The 17,367-nt window shown below is 42.3% G+C and carries 14 protein-coding genes and 1 pseudogene; 4 read left to right on the plus strand and 11 right to left on the minus strand.

Features of this window, described 5'->3' with window-relative positions; translation table 11 throughout:
* Positions 1-30: 30 nt before the first annotated feature.
* Complete coding sequence (locus KGF88_RS08495; protein ID WP_153827403.1) at positions 31-1,029, plus strand: nucleotidyltransferase family protein; 999 nt, start codon at positions 31-33, stop codon at positions 1,027-1,029.
* Positions 1,030-1,052: 23 nt separating this feature from the next.
* On the opposite strand, the gene KGF88_RS08500 is transcribed toward KGF88_RS08495, so the two are convergent.
* Positions 1,053-1,511, minus strand: a complete 459-nt coding sequence (locus KGF88_RS08500; protein ID WP_153827404.1) for a lasso peptide biosynthesis B2 protein — start codon at positions 1,509-1,511, stop codon at positions 1,053-1,055.
* 20 nt (positions 1,512-1,531) lie between these two features.
* A complete protein-coding gene (locus tag KGF88_RS08505; protein ID WP_153827405.1) occupies positions 1,532-3,112 on the minus strand; it encodes an ABC transporter ATP-binding protein in 1,581 nt (526 codons plus the stop codon).
* Positions 3,113-3,258: 146 nt separating this feature from the next.
* On the opposite strand from KGF88_RS08505, the pseudogene istA reads away from it, so the two are divergent.
* The 3 genes and pseudogenes from istA (at position 3,259) to KGF88_RS08520 (ending at position 6,828) form a co-directional block, all read left to right on the plus strand.
* Positions 3,259-4,760, plus strand: a pseudogene (istA, locus tag KGF88_RS08510) (IS21 family transposase).
* A complete protein-coding gene (gene istB / locus KGF88_RS08515; protein ID WP_110077105.1) occupies positions 4,757-5,500 on the plus strand; it encodes an IS21-like element helper ATPase IstB in 744 nt (247 codons plus the stop codon). Before istA ends, istB begins: the two are co-directional and overlap by 4 nt.
* 341 nt (positions 5,501-5,841) lie before the next feature.
* Positions 5,842-6,828, plus strand: a complete 987-nt coding sequence (locus KGF88_RS08520) for a hypothetical protein (RefSeq protein ID WP_153827130.1) — start codon at positions 5,842-5,844, stop codon at positions 6,826-6,828.
* 30 nt (positions 6,829-6,858) lie between these two features.
* Here the strand turns inward: KGF88_RS08520 and KGF88_RS08525 are convergent, their stop codons facing one another.
* From KGF88_RS08525 to KGF88_RS08565, 9 genes are all read right to left on the minus strand, one after another.
* Positions 6,859-8,049, minus strand: coding sequence for a hypothetical protein (locus tag KGF88_RS08525; protein WP_153827131.1), 1,191 nt, complete (start codon positions 8,047-8,049; stop codon positions 6,859-6,861).
* On the minus strand, positions 8,024-9,439 hold the full coding sequence (locus KGF88_RS08530; RefSeq protein ID WP_153827132.1) for an MBOAT family O-acyltransferase: 1,416 nt from the start codon (positions 9,437-9,439) through the stop codon (positions 8,024-8,026). Before KGF88_RS08530 ends, KGF88_RS08525 begins: the two co-directional genes overlap by 26 nt.
* A gap of 48 nt (positions 9,440-9,487) precedes the next feature.
* Positions 9,488-10,285 (minus strand): sulfotransferase domain-containing protein, encoded by a 798-nt coding sequence (locus tag KGF88_RS08535; RefSeq protein WP_162014615.1) that lies wholly within the window; start codon positions 10,283-10,285, stop codon positions 9,488-9,490.
* A 79-nt stretch (positions 10,286-10,364) separates the two neighbouring features.
* Positions 10,365-11,306 carry a hypothetical protein gene (locus tag KGF88_RS08540; protein ID WP_153827134.1) on the minus strand — a complete coding sequence of 314 codons (942 nt, stop codon included), beginning with the start codon at positions 11,304-11,306 and terminating at the stop codon, positions 10,365-10,367.
* 9 nt (positions 11,307-11,315) lie between these two features.
* A complete protein-coding gene (locus KGF88_RS08545) occupies positions 11,316-11,606 on the minus strand; it encodes a PqqD family protein (protein WP_153827135.1) in 291 nt (96 codons plus the stop codon).
* A 60-nt stretch (positions 11,607-11,666) separates the two neighbouring features.
* Positions 11,667-13,226 (minus strand): AMP-binding protein, encoded by a 1,560-nt coding sequence (locus tag KGF88_RS08550; RefSeq protein ID WP_153827136.1) that lies wholly within the window; start codon positions 13,224-13,226, stop codon positions 11,667-11,669.
* Positions 13,207-14,181, minus strand: coding sequence for a hypothetical protein (locus KGF88_RS08555; RefSeq protein WP_153827137.1), 975 nt, complete (start codon positions 14,179-14,181; stop codon positions 13,207-13,209). The genes KGF88_RS08550 and KGF88_RS08555 overlap by 20 nt, the downstream gene beginning before the upstream one ends.
* Positions 14,168-15,664 carry a hypothetical protein gene (locus KGF88_RS08560; protein WP_153827138.1) on the minus strand — a complete coding sequence of 499 codons (1,497 nt, stop codon included), beginning with the start codon at positions 15,662-15,664 and terminating at the stop codon, positions 14,168-14,170. Before KGF88_RS08560 ends, KGF88_RS08555 begins: the two co-directional genes overlap by 14 nt.
* Positions 15,658-17,367, minus strand: a complete 1,710-nt coding sequence (locus tag KGF88_RS08565) for a carbamoyltransferase family protein (protein ID WP_153827139.1) — start codon at positions 17,365-17,367, stop codon at positions 15,658-15,660. Before KGF88_RS08565 ends, KGF88_RS08560 begins: the two co-directional genes overlap by 7 nt.

Raw genomic sequence — 17,367 nt, forward strand, 5'->3', positions numbered from 1 at the left:
TACAATAAAAATCGCTAAAGGCACTCCAACTTGGTCAATTTTGTATCACAACTATCTCACCGCTTAACACACTCAGGATCTCATGAAGCAGCCGATCCGATAGATCCTGACTTTATTACTGCGTTAAAATACCACCAGCTAGTGTCGGCGGTACAAGAAGTATTACCGCTTCCACAGCTCAAAGAATGGCAATTTCACAACCTTAAGCGCACCAAAATACAACTATTAGCCAAGCAATACCTGAGTGATTTTTTTAACCAAAACGCCGTTAAATTTAAATGGTTAAAGGGCCAGGGTTTAGCCCAGAAGTTATACCCAACGCAGGCATCTCGCTACGCAAGCGATTTAGATGTGCTCATCCAAAGCAGAGACGCGGTTCTTACCTGTGCCGTAAAACTTATTGCTGAGGGCTGGACGTATTCCAATAACGCCAATAAAAACACTCCCAACCACCTTCAGCAACATCTTAAACTACACAAGGACATTCCATTATCGCACCCTGACTTTGGTACACTTGAGCTACACTATCGCGTTACAGCAGTTCCTACACCGCTTGGAACTGCCTACGAAACATGGCTCTGGCAAAATAATCATCAGAACTTAAGTGCCGAAGAATTCTTGTATTTATGCTATCACGGTACAGCAACTGCGTATCATCGGTTAAAGTGGCTCTACGATATTCATCTTTACATTACTGCATGGTCAAACGAAATCGATATCAATGATCTGTTAGCTAAAGCACATAACTTAGACTGCGAGCGCCCCTTATTACTTAGTTGGTATTTGGCCCACCAAATATTTAAAACCCCGTTACCTGAAACTGTCCAAATTAGAGTTCAACAATCGCCGTTAATTCGCTTCGCTGCAAAACGCATTATTAATCATGCGAATCAATGCCGCGGACGAAATCCACATACTGCATATCGGCTCGAGCGCCGATTGTTCTGGTATTTCGCTCATAAGACGCGTAAACATCGCTACCAAATAGGCCGTCATTTGACTATTTTGGCATGGCAGCGATTCAAATAATCGGAGACCTATATAGGCTTAAGCTATAAATGCAAGAAAGTTGAAACAATCGTAAAAGAACGGTGTCCTTCTCTGCCAGAAAAAACTAACTTTCCGGTACAAAGCCACGCATGCGCTTTCATACCCTCTGCCTCGTCTTTTCGAACACCTAAATGTACCACATACGGAATACCATATAATCGACACCAGCAAGCTCCAACTAAAGCTTGCACCAAACACTTGGATTCCCATGGCGTAAACCGAGCAGCAAGTTCAACCGCTCTGCCAATTTGCCAAGCACGCTGCAACTGCCGGTCACTAGTCAAAACACACAACTCCGTATTCCCCCAATGCTGCCCAAGCACACCACGATACCAACGAAACGGCAGTACCACCACCGCCAGCCGAAATAGTCCAGTCATTGGCCACATCAAGATAAACCACAGCTTTTTGCGCAGCGACATCTTAATGAAGAAAGTTTGAAGCTTGTTCAACACCGCCATGAATGATCTCTTTTCATTGTTTAACCTAAATGAATTTGGTTATCGGCAAGCTCATTAATCGATGCTTGATGTGATATAACAATTACCGTTAATTTGCCACGCAAACTTTGAATCGTCTCTTTTACCAAAGCTTCATTAGCCTGATCTAAAGCATTCGTCGCCTCGTCCAAAATAAGCAATTGGGGGTTACGCAAAAGTGCTCTTGCTATGGCTAATCGCTGGCGTTGACCACCACTTAACTGCCGCCCATGATCGCCCACCCGAGTATGCAAGCCTTTAGGTAGACTTTGTACAAAATCCCAAGCCGCCGCATCCCGCAACGCTCGCTCTATGTCAATGTCCGAGATATCATCGCGAACCCAAATTAAATTGTTGTAAATTGTGTCGTCAAATAGTAATGGCTCTTGCACCACATAGGCGACGGAATGACGCCAAGCTAACGTTTGCATCGCATTTAATACAATATTGTCCACCACGAGTTCACCGGCGGTAGCTTGCTGCAGACCCGCAATTAGATCAGCAACCGTGCTCTTGCCTGAACCCGATGGTCCTGTTAATGCCGTTATTTTATTAGCTGGAATGACACACGAAAACTGTTGTAAAACCGGTTCATTAGCACCATTGTACTGGAACGTGACATGACGTAACTCACATTGCTGAGTGATTTGCACAACATATTTAGTGGCATCAACCGCTGCTAGTTCCGGCTCCTGCGCTTGCTGCAATTGTTTTACTACAGCGCGGCCATTAGCACTTGCCGGAATAGCATGCAACGCTTGCTGCACCGTTTTTTGCACACTCGATAACAGCGGTAGCATACGCGCAAGAATAACCACCAACACGATTAACTCAGCGATTTCACTACCGACAACCGTTAATGAAATATAGAAAAACGCGGCCACTAATAGCGCTGCGATAATCGTTAACAGCCACGTGGTCACGGCATTAATAAGGGTCAATCGAATCTGCTGCTGTTCCAGACGTTCACTGGTATGAGACAGGGCCTGCGCAAAGCGATCTTCAGCGCCAAATAGCTTAATCATTCGTAAACTATGTAAGTGCTCACTTACCGCCTTAAATAAGCGTTGATTCTCGCGCAACTGCGTACGACCGCTTCCCAGTGTTCGTTTGTATAAGGGTAACAACAATACCGATGACAACACCGCAAACAACAGCGCCATGAAGCTCATTTGCCACGACACCACTAGCGCCACTACAAAAAAGCCAATCGTAAGCAAAAACTGAGACAAAAACTGAAAAGTAAGTTGGCTTAAACGCCCTATTTGGCTCACTTGTCCATTTAAAAGGTAACCCAAGTCAGCCAGAGAATAACGGTTCAAAACGCTCCATTGAGTACGCATAACCAAACGATACATCGTTTGTCGTAACACATGCGTGTAGCGTTGCTGTACTGATGCACTTAACGTCATATTATACGCACGAAGCGTTGCCACTAAGGTAATCAGAGCGACATAAACCGCGAGCATCGACACTAAATTTAAAGGGATATGTAACGTCTCAAAAATCGCTGCAACAACTTGGGTGATTTCATGATTTGAAGCGGTCTCACCAGCAAAACCGAGCACGCTTAATAACGGCAAAATAAAAAGAACGTGTTAATGGCCAACTAAACTGACCCACTTTCGGCCATTAATTTTGATCCACTTTTCGTGGCTTCGGCCACATTTTTCTGTACCGTTTCCCGTTCAACTAATAAAGCGGGGGCGGCACATTGAAGGAGTGGACAGTGATACACAAAATAAAATCGATGTACGACAACGGACAAGGACTCTCGATCCGTGCCATTAGCCGAGAGTTGAACATCTCGCGCAACACAGTGAAAAAATACTTAGCAATGGACGCGCAAGGTATCTGCGTGATGATGGAAGATACCTCGCGTGAAAAGTGGCTTGATGGCTATCGCGATTATCTGATCAACCAGCTTAAAGACTACCCCAAGTTGTCCGCAGTGAAGCTCATGCGCCGATTATGTCGCAAGGTGGGCAAGCTGCCCATATCCGAACGCAGCATGCGCCGTTACGTGCAAAACTTAAAAGCCGAGGTCGCTGTCGGCCAGTATCGTTATTATGAACCTATCATCGAAACTGTTCCCGGTGTGCAGTGTCAAGTTGACCCTGGTGAGCTTCGTGGTGTGCTCATCAATGGTAAGCCACACACCGTTTACTTTGTTGCGTTTGTGCTCTCATATAGCCGCCTCATGTACGTAGGCCTTTCGCTGCAACCGTTGAATACGCAGCGCTTTATTGAGATGCACGACGAAGCGTTTCGCTACTTCGGAGGCGTGACCGAAGAATGTGTTTATGACCAAACCAAGTTGGTCGTACTAAGCGAAGAATATCGCGAGCTCAAACTCAATCAACGCTTTGCGCAGTACGCCACGGCGGCATCATTCCATATTCATGCTTGCGAGGGTTTTGATCCGGAGAGCAAAGGCAAGGTTGAAGCAGCAGTTAAGTACGTCAAACAAGACTGTCTGTATGGTGAGTCGTTTCGCAGTGAAACAGAGCTTCGCGCTTACACGCTTGATTGGCTAAATGAAGTAGCCAACATTCGAGTACACGGCACCACCAAAGAGCAGCCGCAGCGCCATTATGACCGCTCAGAGCGGTCACACATGAACCACTATCATGTAGCTATGGCCAGCTTAGACAACACGCCCATGCAAACGCGCAAGGTTGATAAAACGGGGCTGATCTCTTGGGCCTCAGAACAAGTTACTCGGTGCCTATGGAATGGCAACAAAGCCGAGTTGGTGTCAGTGAAGCCAATGGTCAATTACTCTTACTCGACCCTGCCACCGGTGAGCTTATTGGCCAACATACGGTCAGTCTTGATAAAGGCCTTATTATCAAAAACCGCGACCATTACCGCGACAAAACGCAGGCGGTAGAAGCGCTTGAAGCGTACCTCAACGAGCGTCTAGGTATCGATGTTGGTCGCGCTATTGCGGCACAGCTCAAAGCAACCATGCCTCGGTTCTATAAAGACCAACTGCGCGGTGCTCTGGATGTATTAAAGCACTACGGTGAGTTACCCACGGCACTTACAGCCCACTTGCTTGAGCGAGAAGAGTTAACGGCGAGCAAGATGCGTGAATATATCGATGCATGGTTCAGTGCCGAGCAGCGCGGACGCATGGCCGATGACGAGGAGGATAGCCCCGTGACTATCGATTTAAGCATGTACCGCCGTATTAGCCACGTTAACGCGCAACGGAGCCTATCATGAACCAGTTAGACAACATCGCTAAGCAGCTTCGTAGCTTACGGTTAGGTGCAGCAGCGAGCCAGTTGGCCACTCTGGTGGCCACGGCTGAAGCCAATGAAGAATCCTACTTAAGCTTCGCTGAATCGTTAGTGTCACATGAAATCACCCAACGCAACGTGAACCGAATAAAACGCCACTACAAACAGGCACAGTTCCCAAATGAAAAACGTCTCGACTTGTTCGACTACCGTCACCAAACCACGGTAACCAAGCGCCAAATCAATGGGTTACTCGACTTTAGCTTTATTGATGAGCGCCAAAATGTGATCTTTATTGGCCCGCCGGGCGTGGGCAAGACCCACTTGGCCATTGGGATCGGTCATGAAGCAATCCAAGCTGGATATAAAGTTTTGTTCAGAAACGCATTGACGCTGGTAGAGGAACTTGAGCTTGCCGAAATGAAGGGAGAGCTCAAAAAGCGGCTCACACAGCTAAGTAAATACGATCTCATCATCATTGATGAGTTGGGTTACTTACCCATGTCGCGTCAGTCGCGTTACAACTTATTCCAGCTAATCAATAGCTTGTACGAATATCGGTCTATCATCTTAACAACGAACAAAGATTTTACCAGTTGGGGTGAGTTCTTCCATGATGACAATGTTGCGGTACCGATCATCGACCGCATCATCCATCACTCACACATATTTATGCTCGGAGGAGAAAGCTATCGACTGAAGGAGAAAGTTAGCAAAACCTGATCGCAGGTGGGTCAATTTTATTGGCCAAAAGTGGATCAATTTTAATGGCCATTGACAGAACGCCTACGCCAGCAGAAAGCGTTTGTGCCACCATGAGTAGGACAATTAACGAAATACGCTTTGGAAATGCACGAAAGAAGTCTAGAAAATAGTTTTTCGCTTCGGTAACCGTTTGTCGTGCCGATAGTACTGGTACTTGATGATATCCTGACATGCCTTGTCTTTATTTTTTTTAATAAACATAGATTCCACTATACGACACCTTAGGTTTACACTCCATCTACAATCATGTCTTTTATGTACCACCACAAGGCACTTATGTATAATTAGGTACACAAGTTATGACTCAAGAAAGGAACGACGTGTTTTCTTCACAGGTATACGGACAATATATTGAAAGCGATTTCATACTACCTGGGCTGGCTCCTGCATATAGTCAGAACAACACGACGTTAAAACGGCAAGTAATAAGGTTAGCCCACACCACTTTTCAACAGCCGGCGCAGAATAAACGAATTTACGTCAGGCTTAATCATGGTATTTATCGTTCACCTGAGTATCCAAATCACTTATTCGGTACAGTAGACCAACTAGGTAGCTTTAGACTCACGCCGTCCAGCGTAACACTTGCGCCTATCGATAGCCTTCCGCACCAACATCTTATATCGTTCGCACTGGGTAGTGGGCTAGGGGTGCAGCTTTACTTACGGCAAATTATTCCAATGCACGGTATGGCATTTTTAAATTCTGATAACACCGCAAGTTTAGTTTTTGGTATGAGTGGCGCAGGAAAGAGTACCTTAACGGCGGCCTGCATAAGCGCAGGGATTCCTGTTTTTAGTGATGATATTTTACCTATCGAGCGAAGAGACCATGAGTTATTTATTCATCCGGCGCATCGTCGATTAAAGCTTTCACAACAATTAGTCTCTGAGCTGATGGTATCAAATTCAAACATTCAATCACCCGATCATACGGCGGAGTCCGCTTATCCAGGCACCGATAAAATTGGCTGGGTGGCACCACAACAGAGCTTTGCGCATGAACCGGCACGCGTATCACGCCTGTATTTACTACGTAAAGTCCGTCATCAAGAAGCTGGCTCAGTAAGCTCTCCAATGAGCTCTTTTCAAACAATCAACCTGTTACGACGCTTCGTATATCGGCCGAGGCTCCTTCCATTTCTGGGTTTAAACAAACTCTTTTTTGAACAGGCTTCTCTACTTAGTCAAACGACTCAGTTACGCGAAATACACCTACCAGACATCACACACTTTTCATCTTTTAACAACTATGCTTGCAAAATCAAAGAGTTGCTTCAAGTTTAACGCTATCTCTGTAGCAACGTAACCGCAGAGCTATTCATCTAATTTGCAGCCTGTATTATCTAGATAGCTTTTTAGCCGATTTGTAAAAACGCCAGCGCCATCGTCATTGAGATGAAGTAAATCGGCAAACCAGTCTTCTTGCATGCCATCGGTGTTATGCTGCCATAGCTCGCCCGGGAGGATAATGCAGTGATTTGTTTTAGCTAACTCACGCATTACATTTTCTTGTAAATGAAATGGGTTTGGTATTTCTTTTTTTGTATTATCTTTCGAAGTAATCCAGTTAATAAATCTGTCGTAATACCTAATTAAAATAGGTGGTTCCTCGATTATTGCCCTTCTATTTCGCATTATCGCTCTTTGCGATGAGTGAGCCTCAGCCGTCATGAGACCTTCTAGCATTCCAGTAACGTACCATTGCGACAAAGGTGATTCTAGCAGGACAAAGTGAGAACCATGTTGTGAAGCCAATTGCTGAATTATCCGAAGTTCATTCAATGACTCTTCAATAATAGTACTATTACTTTTCAACGCAGGGGTAACTGAGGATAATAATATCGGAAAGCGGTAATAGGGATGAAACTCTGTATTAATAGGTTCCGCTTCTTGTATAAATGTAAACTTAGGATCGGTACATCTGTCGGTTGGCTTTACAGCGCACTTTAAATAAGCAAGCATGGAATACCCTTGCCGACCTTCTACTCGAAGCGGTATGAGATTGGAGCGAAGAAAACCAATAAAATCACTTCTTATAATTGTCAATGCGGAAATTTCTCTCAAAATAAGATACGCATTTTCACGACCTCTATTGGCAAGTAATTGACTATTTGAAAAATTTATCGAATGCCCGTTATCTTGAAGTAAAATAAAAGGGTTCAGTGTTAAAAAAATCCACTTGGGCTTTGCGCCGCTTTCATAAACAGCCTCTAAAATGACCCTTGTTTCGAAAAGATCTCCACCGGGAATCCATAGTGGAACATGCTCTAAGCCGAGTTCGTCAAAGTCAATGGCCACAGAATGTGAATTACCAATAGATATCGCATCCGCTTTGTGTAATCCGCCATCTCTGATATCACTGATTCGCTCAGAGATTATAAATATTTGATTTACCCAAATATGACTAATCAACCATAACGAAACAAAGAGCAAAGCACAAAAACAAAACGCTCTTGCTGCAGAAAACTTGTTACTATCTTTAAAATTGGAAATAAATAAACGCATTTTGATCCGGAGCTGAAAAGTTAGCTATAAAGATAATTATTATTAAATAGCAAGCCCATCTGAAAATAGGATTACGAAAAGGCCAATTCTCTTTTTCTTTCTGAAAATCGACAAGCTTTCGACTAAAAAACCAACTAGCTGATGCTATACCCGCAATTAATAAAGGAAAAACCATAGCGTAATTACTGATAGATATATCCATTTGAAAAGAAACAATCTTTAAGAATACTGTACCAGCATGCTCAACACTAGGTGATAGAAAAATAACTGCTCCCAAATTTACTAAACAAAAAGTCCTTAATTTCCGAAGGTTATCCCACAACCTATTCTTCGGCAAAATTAAATTCTGTTTATAAAATAATTTTTCTACTACAATAAAAACCCCATTAACAAAGCCCCACAAAATGAAGTTGAAAGCAGCTCCATGCCACAAACCTACAATCGTGAATGTAATGATAGTTAGATAAAAACGCCAGTAACTATTTTCAGATAGGGATGCTAAAGGTTGATGAAGATAATCGAAAATCCATCTTGTTAAACTAATATGCCAGCGCTGCCAAAAATCTCGGACACTTAGAGCACTGAAGGGTCTATTAAAGTTTTCAGTGAGATTTACACCATATATCCGCGCCGACCCTCTCGCAATATCAGTGTAAGACGAGAAATCCATATAGACATAGAACATAGATAGTCCTGCAGTTGCAGTAGCTTCAAGCCATGTGTATTGATCACCGTTACCATAGACAGTATCCATCAAAGGCGACAAATTACCTACAATAACGAGCTTTTTAAAAAGTCCAACCAGTATTAATATAAGCCCAGAACGAATACGCTCCCAGTCAAAGTTATAATACCGTTTTAACTGAGGTAATAGCTTATTTGCACGTTCTATTGGACCAGCTATTAGCTGTGGGAAATAAGCTACGTAAAGAGCAAAGTAGCCCAGATGCCTTTCCGCAGCCTTCTTTCCACGATATACGTCAATGGTATATCCCATAGACTGCAACGTGAAAAAAGAAATACCAATAGGCAGGATAAAATTTGCTGCTGGACCTGATAGAAAAGAGGATGTTTCGAGAAGATAGCCAAGTGTTTCATCGATTAGCAGTCGATATTTAAAATAAGCTAAAATAGATAAATTTGTTATTATACTTACTATCAAAAACAACCTGCGTTGTCTTTTATTTTTAGTTTTGCTTATACTCAATCCACAGCTATAATCAATAAAAGTTGAAACAAGTAATAGCCAGATAAAATCTAATTGAGAATACCCATAAAAAAAGTAGCTTACAATAAGAAGTAAAAGCCACCTTAAACGAAATGGCGTTATAAAATAAATAGAAGCACTAAAAATGAGTAATAAAAAATATTCTACGTTATGAAAGCTCATGGAGTCTCTCTGTCATTTAACTGGGAAAACTAAGACTCAAAATAGCACTCAGGGTAAGTAACCTAAATTAGACATTACTTCTGAATGGTCTTTCACAATGGTATCGACTTGCTGGGTGCTTAGCGTGTTTTTCCAATCACCAACAATACCTTTTCGAAAAAAACTTTGAACACCTACGGGCTTTTCACGAAAGCCAAACTCCCTTTCCTTCTTTTGCAGTCGCTCAAAACGTGTGAGCTCTAACGACTTCTCGATCAGCTCCTTATCATTGGGTAATTCCAGGAAAGTTGCTATTTCGAAAAAGGTTTCAAAAGGTTTAGACTTCATATCTTCATAACGTACGATCTTAACGGGTAAATCAGCATTTTGCCATGAACGCACATGCCCACTCCACGACCGCAACCGTTGCCGAACCTGATTTGCTTGACCTATCTCGGTTTTACAAAGTGCACAATTCGAATTGTTCATTTTCGCTATTGACTCGTCAATGGAACACTTTGAGTGATTCGCAAATGAAATACATACGTCAAGAGGGTTACGAACTATATATAACGCACCTCGTGTGACATCTCTTGGAAACATTGGCTGCCGAGCCGCACCTTCCCCCACAAAACTATAGGCATCATGTGCTTTATGATATCCCCAATTTTTTGTCACACTATTTATGTACCGATATGCAGAAGGGCGTAGGGTATCTATTTCATTCGGTGTTAAACTGTCTAGTGAAAATCCGAGTGCATTTTGAATCCACTCTCGCCCACTCGCTATTACGCCAGTTCTTAAGTCATTTAAATCAATATCAAAGCTTTCTTCGAAAGTATTTTCATGAATAAATTCCTCGTTCATACTCCGCAACGCTGCTATGAAGCTACGTGTCCAGGTGTTACCAGACTTCGGGTATGATGCTAGCCAAAATAACCGTGCTTCATGATTTATCACGGGTGGCTCCAAGAAGTTCATTTGTTAAATAAGTAAATAATGCTTTGCCCATTTTCTCGAAATTTTCTAATATCTTAGAGCTGCGCGGACGCCCTAGTTTTATAACCGGTGTATGCCCAAAGCTCTTTCCAATCAAAATAAAGTGAATTTTTTCTAGCCCTGCAGTCTTCGCAAACTCCTTTCTAAATATCTGGTTCTGTAACGGCGATAACTTCTTTATTCCTTGAATTTCTTCAATCTCAACAGTGTTTTCATTGTCACCAGTAAGCAACACTACAAGGTCAACAGAGGCTTGTTCAGAGATAAAGCGCTCACCAATATGCCAGTCAAACTTATTAACACTAGGGCGTACTGGCGTTAACTCGGCTTCATCTAGTTGCAAAGCTTGCGACACATCTTGCCAAATTTTTAACCGCGGAGAACCACTACAAACAACCCCTTGACTATTAAAAACAGCCAAATCGTCAGCGACTAAACGCGCATTACACTGGTTAATGAGGTACGCTGAAAAAGACGATTTCCCTACCGCAGAGTGTCCACATAATAGCAACCGATGAATCTGACCATGTATTTCAAGGTGAACGACATTACCGTGCATCACTAGATACTTACGCATATTCATTAATGGGCCTAAAACAGCCCCTAATAGGTACAACTCTACAGAGTCCATATCCGCCATAGGGTAAGGCTGCACATTGATAGTATCTAGATCAGCAACAAAGAAACGAGCAATATTTGGAACATCAAGCCAAAACTGGGTATTACTTATACTTGCGAAAGCTGATACAGACTCCAAATGGCTCGGCGGCGCCGACTCAACATTAGCAAGTTTGATATGAATATCAGGGCTCTTATCCGTCACTAACGGCGCCTTTAATTCGAACTCACTGGCAAGTACTACGCCATAAATCTCATAATTATGAGCCATCCAATATCCTTAAGCTTCGTCGGGATGAATTTGAATCAACTTCTTTTGTTGCATGTCATTCAAAAAAAATAATAAATCTTGCTCACATTGCTCTTTGCTCACCTCAAACTCTTGCTGTAATTTGGTACACAGAACATTCACCACATGAGGCTCTTCCAACATTGTCCAAATTTTGCTCGCCACTCCATTTAAACCAAGGTAGTTATCTTGGTCCTCGCTCATCATTACAACTTCTTCGCCCATCAGGGCAAATACTAAATCAGGATGACGTTGCACTTTACTTTCCAAATCAATTACCATTTTTTATCCTAACTGTCTAATAGAAAAGCTAATAACTCGCTGTAACTACCTGAACATTCGCTATTTACTTCCACGAGTAACTTTACCACTCGTAGTTCGAGCTAAACTACCACGCTTAAGCAAGGTAACTTTCAAATTACCCACACCAAGCTCCTTCAGTAAGCACTCATTTATCTTCTGTACTAGAAGCTGGTTGGCATCTAACGTTTTATCAGTTCGTTCAAGAACTAACTCAGCATTCTCAAAACCTTTTGGCTCTTGACTCCGACCCACAACACTGTTGCTAAGCAGTCCTATATTTGTATTCACCGGAATGTTTAGTTCAGAAATAAGAGCAAGTATATCGGCTAAATAGATATTTCTTCCGGCAAGTGAGACTCGATCATTATTGCGCCCCAGAACCACAAGACAGTCGTCCTTTATATAACCTAAATCCCCGGTATTAAACCAACCTTCAACTTCTTCCCCGTTTAAATAGTTCGAAAATAAACTGGGTAAACGAACCTCTATCTCGCCAACATTTAATTCTGAGGACTCGCCAAACTCACTTGAACAATAAACATCATTCTCTGACTTGATACGAATAAAATTCGCGGACTCCGCAGACAATATACAAGGTAAAATACGAGTGTCCAGATGTTGTGCTTTATCGAATTCATAACAGCTCATCGCTGGGCGACCGCAAACATACAATACCGCTTCGGCTAATCCATAGGTTGAAAAAAAAGCGTCTCTGGGTATGGAGCAATATTCACTCAATTTCCTAAAAGTTTCTGTTAAAGCGCTTGGTACGATGTCTGCTCCCACAAATATCCGCCGCAAATTTTGCAAGTTTAACTGCCGGAGTTGTTCACTCGAAGTAGATTTCAACAACAAATCGAAGGCAAAAGGAGGCCCACCTGTTACTGTAACTGAGTATTTTTCCATCATAGTAAGCCATCGTATCGGCTTTTTTAAGAAGTCAGTCGGCGACATAAGCACAGTTTGCCTTCCGCAAACTAAACTAAAAACATAGATCCCAAATAATCCCATGTCGTGGTGTAGCGGTAGCCAACTCCCCATCACATCTGCCTTATCAAACTCCCAATCTTGATTGTTATACTTTGTATTGCTTAAAATTTGTGCATCTGTTAAACAGACGCCTTTTGGCTTAGAAGTAGAGCCTGATGTAAACTGAACAATGCGATTCTTTGGAACCTGAGAGCAAACAAAACTTTCACAGCGGTATTCGCTACTATCTAACAAATACTGGCCAAGTAGAACATGGTCCATTAATAAAGCATCAACAAACAATGAACGAATAAAATCTGATCGCCCCTCTTCCTTTTCTCGAGTTGGCTGCGGAATTGGAATAATTGTATATCCGGCATAGATAAGTGCTAACAAACCGACATATATTGATCTATGGTGACTTACATAAACAATAACGTTTTTAGCCTCACCAAATTTTAATTTTAAGAAGCCAGCTAGTTGTTGCGCTTCTCTACTCAGCTCTCCAGCTGTTATGTCATCAGAACCTTTTTCTCCACCCCGCTGCAAAATACGAAGGAGAGTTTTCTCTTTAATCTCAGACAGCGACTTATAAATTGCGAAGGCCAAATTATCCGCGTGGTTCATCATTATCTCTCTTGGTCGGCTTTTCGTTTAATTGATATGTTTCAATAATTTGCTTGCCATAGTCGACGGAAAAATGAATAGGATCCCGCCAAATAGACTGTATTTCGTCTTGTACAGCTGGAACCTTTACAAATATATTCCGCCCGCGGCACAATGCAGCAATATCATTTGTATGGTCAAAAATAGACTTTACCTTTCCACTCCAACGAGCACGTTCAGCACGGGAAGGCAGCAAATAGTCATTCATATCAAATACGAGGAAGTTTACCGTTAGTTGAGGATATCGAACGCATAACCTCTGGTAGAAACCTAGTGCATCAGAAAAACTTGCGGGAAATTTGTTCTCGATTTGGCTTGCATAAACCTCACGCAACCGGATCGCTTTCGCATATAGGTTTTCGGAAGTAGGTGCCGGAGATTCAAAGTCATCAAAGGTTACACGATAGGACTCTGCCGGTAAAAAGAGCGCCTTTAAACTATTAAAACTTAGCAGTACTGTCTTCCATACATCTAACGTTGTCTGTCGATTGGTTCTATCATTAGTCATCGGCGCAAATACTTCTACATTCAAAATCGTATTTTCAGAGCTTAATGTAGTTTCAGACAAACCATCTACAATCACTGACGTTTCAAAAAAATTCATGCCAGCTAACCCAAGCACGGCTAACGAAGGAGTATCAACAAAACCATCTCTTACTATGGATGAGCCGACCAAATAAGAACGTTTCGTTTGGTCACCTGCAAACCTTCTAAGCATAAGAAGTTCAACAATACGGTTACTGTGCCGCCCTTTCAAAACTTCTAAATTATTGCTATCCGGCAATGGGCTGTTTTTAGTGAAAAGCCCAAATGGATTAATGAAAGAATAGGCGACTACATACGCCGTTAAGCTTATTACAAAAACTGCAGCTAGTGTAAGTACGAACTTGTGTTCCTTTAGTTGGTTAGAACTGCTCATAAAAAAACTTACCGTAATGCTGTGAATAGAAAATCACCCACAAAAAAACAAACGCAACTGCGGCAGCGCGCTGCCGGTTCATTTTCATTATCTTTAATTTCCGAGGTTCTAGCTCACTATACCCAGTAATCTCCATTGAGTTCGGCATAAACAGGGAGATTAAAGACGCAACCCCAAGCAACAACATAGCAGCGAAAGGCGTCATGCCGGTATCTATCATAAATGTTCGCAGCGATATACTTGAAAAAATCAGCGGCTGAGACAATGCAAACAAATCAAAAAAGCTCTGAAAATTAACAAGCCCAGTTAAAAAATGGGTCCCGATTCCTATACTACCCGCTTTAAAGTAAGCAGCAATTAGAGAAGCAGTAGCTAATAGAGTTATTTGCCCAATAGCTCCTCTCCGCATTCCTAGTGCTTGGCCAGGCTTTTTACCTGATACAAATTGCATTCCCATAATAAATAATGCCACGGCAATCGCGGAATAAATAAAAGTTATATTAGGAGCGTGCCACAATCCTGCTAACAAGAAGACCGCAAAGACAGAAATTGCATAGATTAAACTTGCTCGTTGCCTACCTTCTATACGACGAGGAAGCCTTTGGCTAAGCCATTTAGCTGTAGTTGAGAACACATAAACTTTTAAAATATTAAGCAAACTAATGTGCCATCTATTAATATAATCGGAAACATTCTTTGCTTTAAATGGAGAGTTAAAGTTCATAGGTAACGTTATGCCAAAGCACAACGCTATGCCTATGGCAATATCGGAGTAGCCTGAAAAATCAAAGTACAATTGTACTAAAACACCCCAACTTAGAAATATCGACTCCGAAAAGCTCGCTTGATCTAACCCTGCAGCTACAGCTGCATACAGTGTGTCATTGATTGCTCCCAAAGGTGCTGCTATCGCGAGAACTTTTAACAAACCCAAGGCTAAAAGTGTTAGACCTTGCGCAATATAATACCAACTTTGATTGGGTAAGCTTTTAAATTTAAGCACAGCACCTTTATAACTTAAGATCGGCCCCGCGATAAAATTCGGGAAGAAAGTAGTCGCAAGTAAATGACGAAGCAAAGACAAAGGCCTCGACCGATTTTTGTACGATTCAAATAAGCCTGTAGCGAGATGAATACTATAAAATGCTAAGCCCGTAGGAATACCAATAGTAAGCAAAAACCCCTGCTCGCTGTCACTTACGAGTAAGTATTTATAAATAATTAGGGGGCTAAGTGTTATAGCTAAAAAGAACAAAAAAAACTTATCACAGCGTCCTGTACTCAATCCATACATCATGCCCCAGGAGACTGTCGAAATAGATATAACAAGTACTAACGCCTGTAAGCTGACGTACCCAATAAATACTAGGCTAAATACTAATAAGAAAACGACAGCAACATTCTCTGACCGGCGCTGGATAAATGCATACAGCGCCGCCAAAAATGGGAGTACGAATATAATGAGGAAGGGGTAGGCTAACATTTTTTTGTCAAAATGAGATTCTCTAAAACAACAGCATCAAGCTCCGTTGTCATTAAGGTCGCAACTGCATCTTCAATTGAGTGTATAATAGGCTTGCCCATAATATTAAAGCTTGTATTTAATAAAATAGGAACGCCAGAGGCTAGCTCAAACTCATTTAATAATTTATGTAACCAAGGCTGATATAGCTTATTTATAGTTTGAACTCTTCCTGTACCATTAGCATGAGTTACTGCAGGAATTCGATCTCGCTTTTCTTCATGTATTGAAATTGCAGCGCTCATATAAGGACTTAGAGCATCGGCTATGAACCAATCGGCGACCTTCTCCTCGGGAATCATGGGAGCAAAAGGGCGATATGCCTCACGCCCCTTCACCTTACGATTAATTGCATCCTTCATTTCGCTAGAAATCGGTGATGCTATAATTGACCGATTCCCCAACGCACGAGGACCGAACTCAGCACGACCTCTCGCAATTCCTATAATTGAGTTCTTCAATAATAAAGCTACAAGTTCATTAATAAGCTCAGAGTCGTCATCAATAATGTTCACATTAACTAAGCCTAAGGTTTCAGGAAGCTTAACTAACGTTTTTTTATTCAGTTGACTACCCAAATACGGCAGATAATTATTATGTGGAAAAACATCGTGTTGAGTTATCTTTGCCCGAAGTAGCAAAGCTGCACCAATTGCATTTCCATCGTCTCCTGGAGCAGGCGGAACATGCACATTCAAGGTCGAGCGCCGCGTTATCAGCTCACCATTAAAGGCAGAATTAAGCGCACACCCACCTGTCAAAATTATATTGTTTGTGGCTGGAGAAAATCGTTCTAAGTTTGAGTCGATCAACTCATTCAGAACTTCAGTGAACACATATTGTGCGCTCGATGCAAGTTCAGCAGAGCTCATATAGTCCGGAGCAATGCTCGGGTCTCTAGCGTAAACCTGAAACTCCTGCTTTATTTCATCAAGCCCTGTGATATCTGCAAAATACAGGCGCCCAGATTCAACACGAAATAAGGAACGGAGCCTCGCTACAAGGGCTTCGTTTGGATCAGAGAACGCTGCTAGACCCATTACTTTCCATTCTTCACCGGCAATACTCGAAAACCCACAAAGTTCTGTTATCCATGCATAAAAAGCACCAAGGCTGGCGGGGCCCCAGTTCCTTAATTTACGAACCACACGCCCTTCATGCCATTCAAAGACACTTATTGCACCGATTTCACCCTCTCCATCTACGACCAAACAGAGAGCATCAGGATGCGGGGAAAAATAGTAAGCACTTACAGCATGGCATAAATGATGATCGAAGCCTTGAATTTCATTTAACGCCAAGCGGTCACCCAAAATAAAGCGCAGCGCCGCACCTGTCGACATCTGCGTTGCTTTATGTACATGAGAAATCCGGTCTACACTACGCTGGCTAAGCAATACTTCTCTGTACTCTTTGGCAGGTTTGCTCTCCTCGGTCTTCAACCAAGTTTGAGCAAGAAAGAACTGAGCATTCGGGTCGTTTAAACATATCGTATGCAATATGGGAGCAATGTGCTGCTCGATATCAGCCGGAGAGCCAATTGCTCTCTTTGACTGCAAATATCGCTCCGTCGCCTCAGCAAAAATACATTCTCCAGCGTCGTTCACTATTGCTATCGCAGGGTCATGCCCCGTGGTAGATAACCCAATATAATAGCTACTCAT

Origin of the sequence: Idiomarina loihiensis, assembly GCF_024584785.1 — a bacterium.
In the GTDB taxonomy this organism is placed as follows: Bacteria; Pseudomonadota; Gammaproteobacteria; order Enterobacterales; family Alteromonadaceae; genus Pseudidiomarina; species Pseudidiomarina fusca.

What these genes read in the sequence shown, in the direction of transcription:
- KGF88_RS08555 (WP_153827137.1), bottom strand. Translation starts at nt 14,181, where the DNA reads ATGAGCAGTTCTAACCAACTAAAGGAACACAAGTTCGTACTTACACTA.
- KGF88_RS08530 (WP_153827132.1), bottom strand. Translation starts at nt 9,439, where the DNA reads ATGAGCTTTCATAACGTAGAATATTTTTTATTACTCATTTTTAGTGCT.
- istB (WP_110077105.1), top strand. Translation starts at nt 4,757, where the DNA reads ATGAACCAGTTAGACAACATCGCTAAGCAGCTTCGTAGCTTACGGTTA.
- KGF88_RS08520 (WP_153827130.1), top strand. Translation starts at nt 5,842, where the DNA reads ATGACTCAAGAAAGGAACGACGTGTTTTCTTCACAGGTATACGGACAA.
- KGF88_RS08525 (WP_153827131.1), bottom strand. Translation starts at nt 8,049, where the DNA reads ATGCGTTTATTTATTTCCAATTTTAAAGATAGTAACAAGTTTTCTGCA.
- KGF88_RS08545 (WP_153827135.1), bottom strand. Translation starts at nt 11,606, where the DNA reads ATGGTAATTGATTTGGAAAGTAAAGTGCAACGTCATCCTGATTTAGTA.
- KGF88_RS08540 (WP_153827134.1), bottom strand. Translation starts at nt 11,306, where the DNA reads ATGGCTCATAATTATGAGATTTATGGCGTAGTACTTGCCAGTGAGTTC.
- KGF88_RS08550 (WP_153827136.1), bottom strand. Translation starts at nt 13,226, where the DNA reads ATGATGAACCACGCGGATAATTTGGCCTTCGCAATTTATAAGTCGCTG.
- KGF88_RS08560 (WP_153827138.1), bottom strand. Translation starts at nt 15,664, where the DNA reads ATGTTAGCCTACCCCTTCCTCATTATATTCGTACTCCCATTTTTGGCG.
- KGF88_RS08535 (WP_162014615.1), bottom strand. Translation starts at nt 10,285, where the DNA reads ATGAACGAGGAATTTATTCATGAAAATACTTTCGAAGAAAGCTTTGAT.
- KGF88_RS08500 (WP_153827404.1), bottom strand. Translation starts at nt 1,511, where the DNA reads ATGGCGGTGTTGAACAAGCTTCAAACTTTCTTCATTAAGATGTCGCTG.
- KGF88_RS08565 (WP_153827139.1), bottom strand. Translation starts at nt 17,367, where the DNA reads ATGAGTAGCTATTATATTGGGTTATCTACCACGGGGCATGACCCTGCG.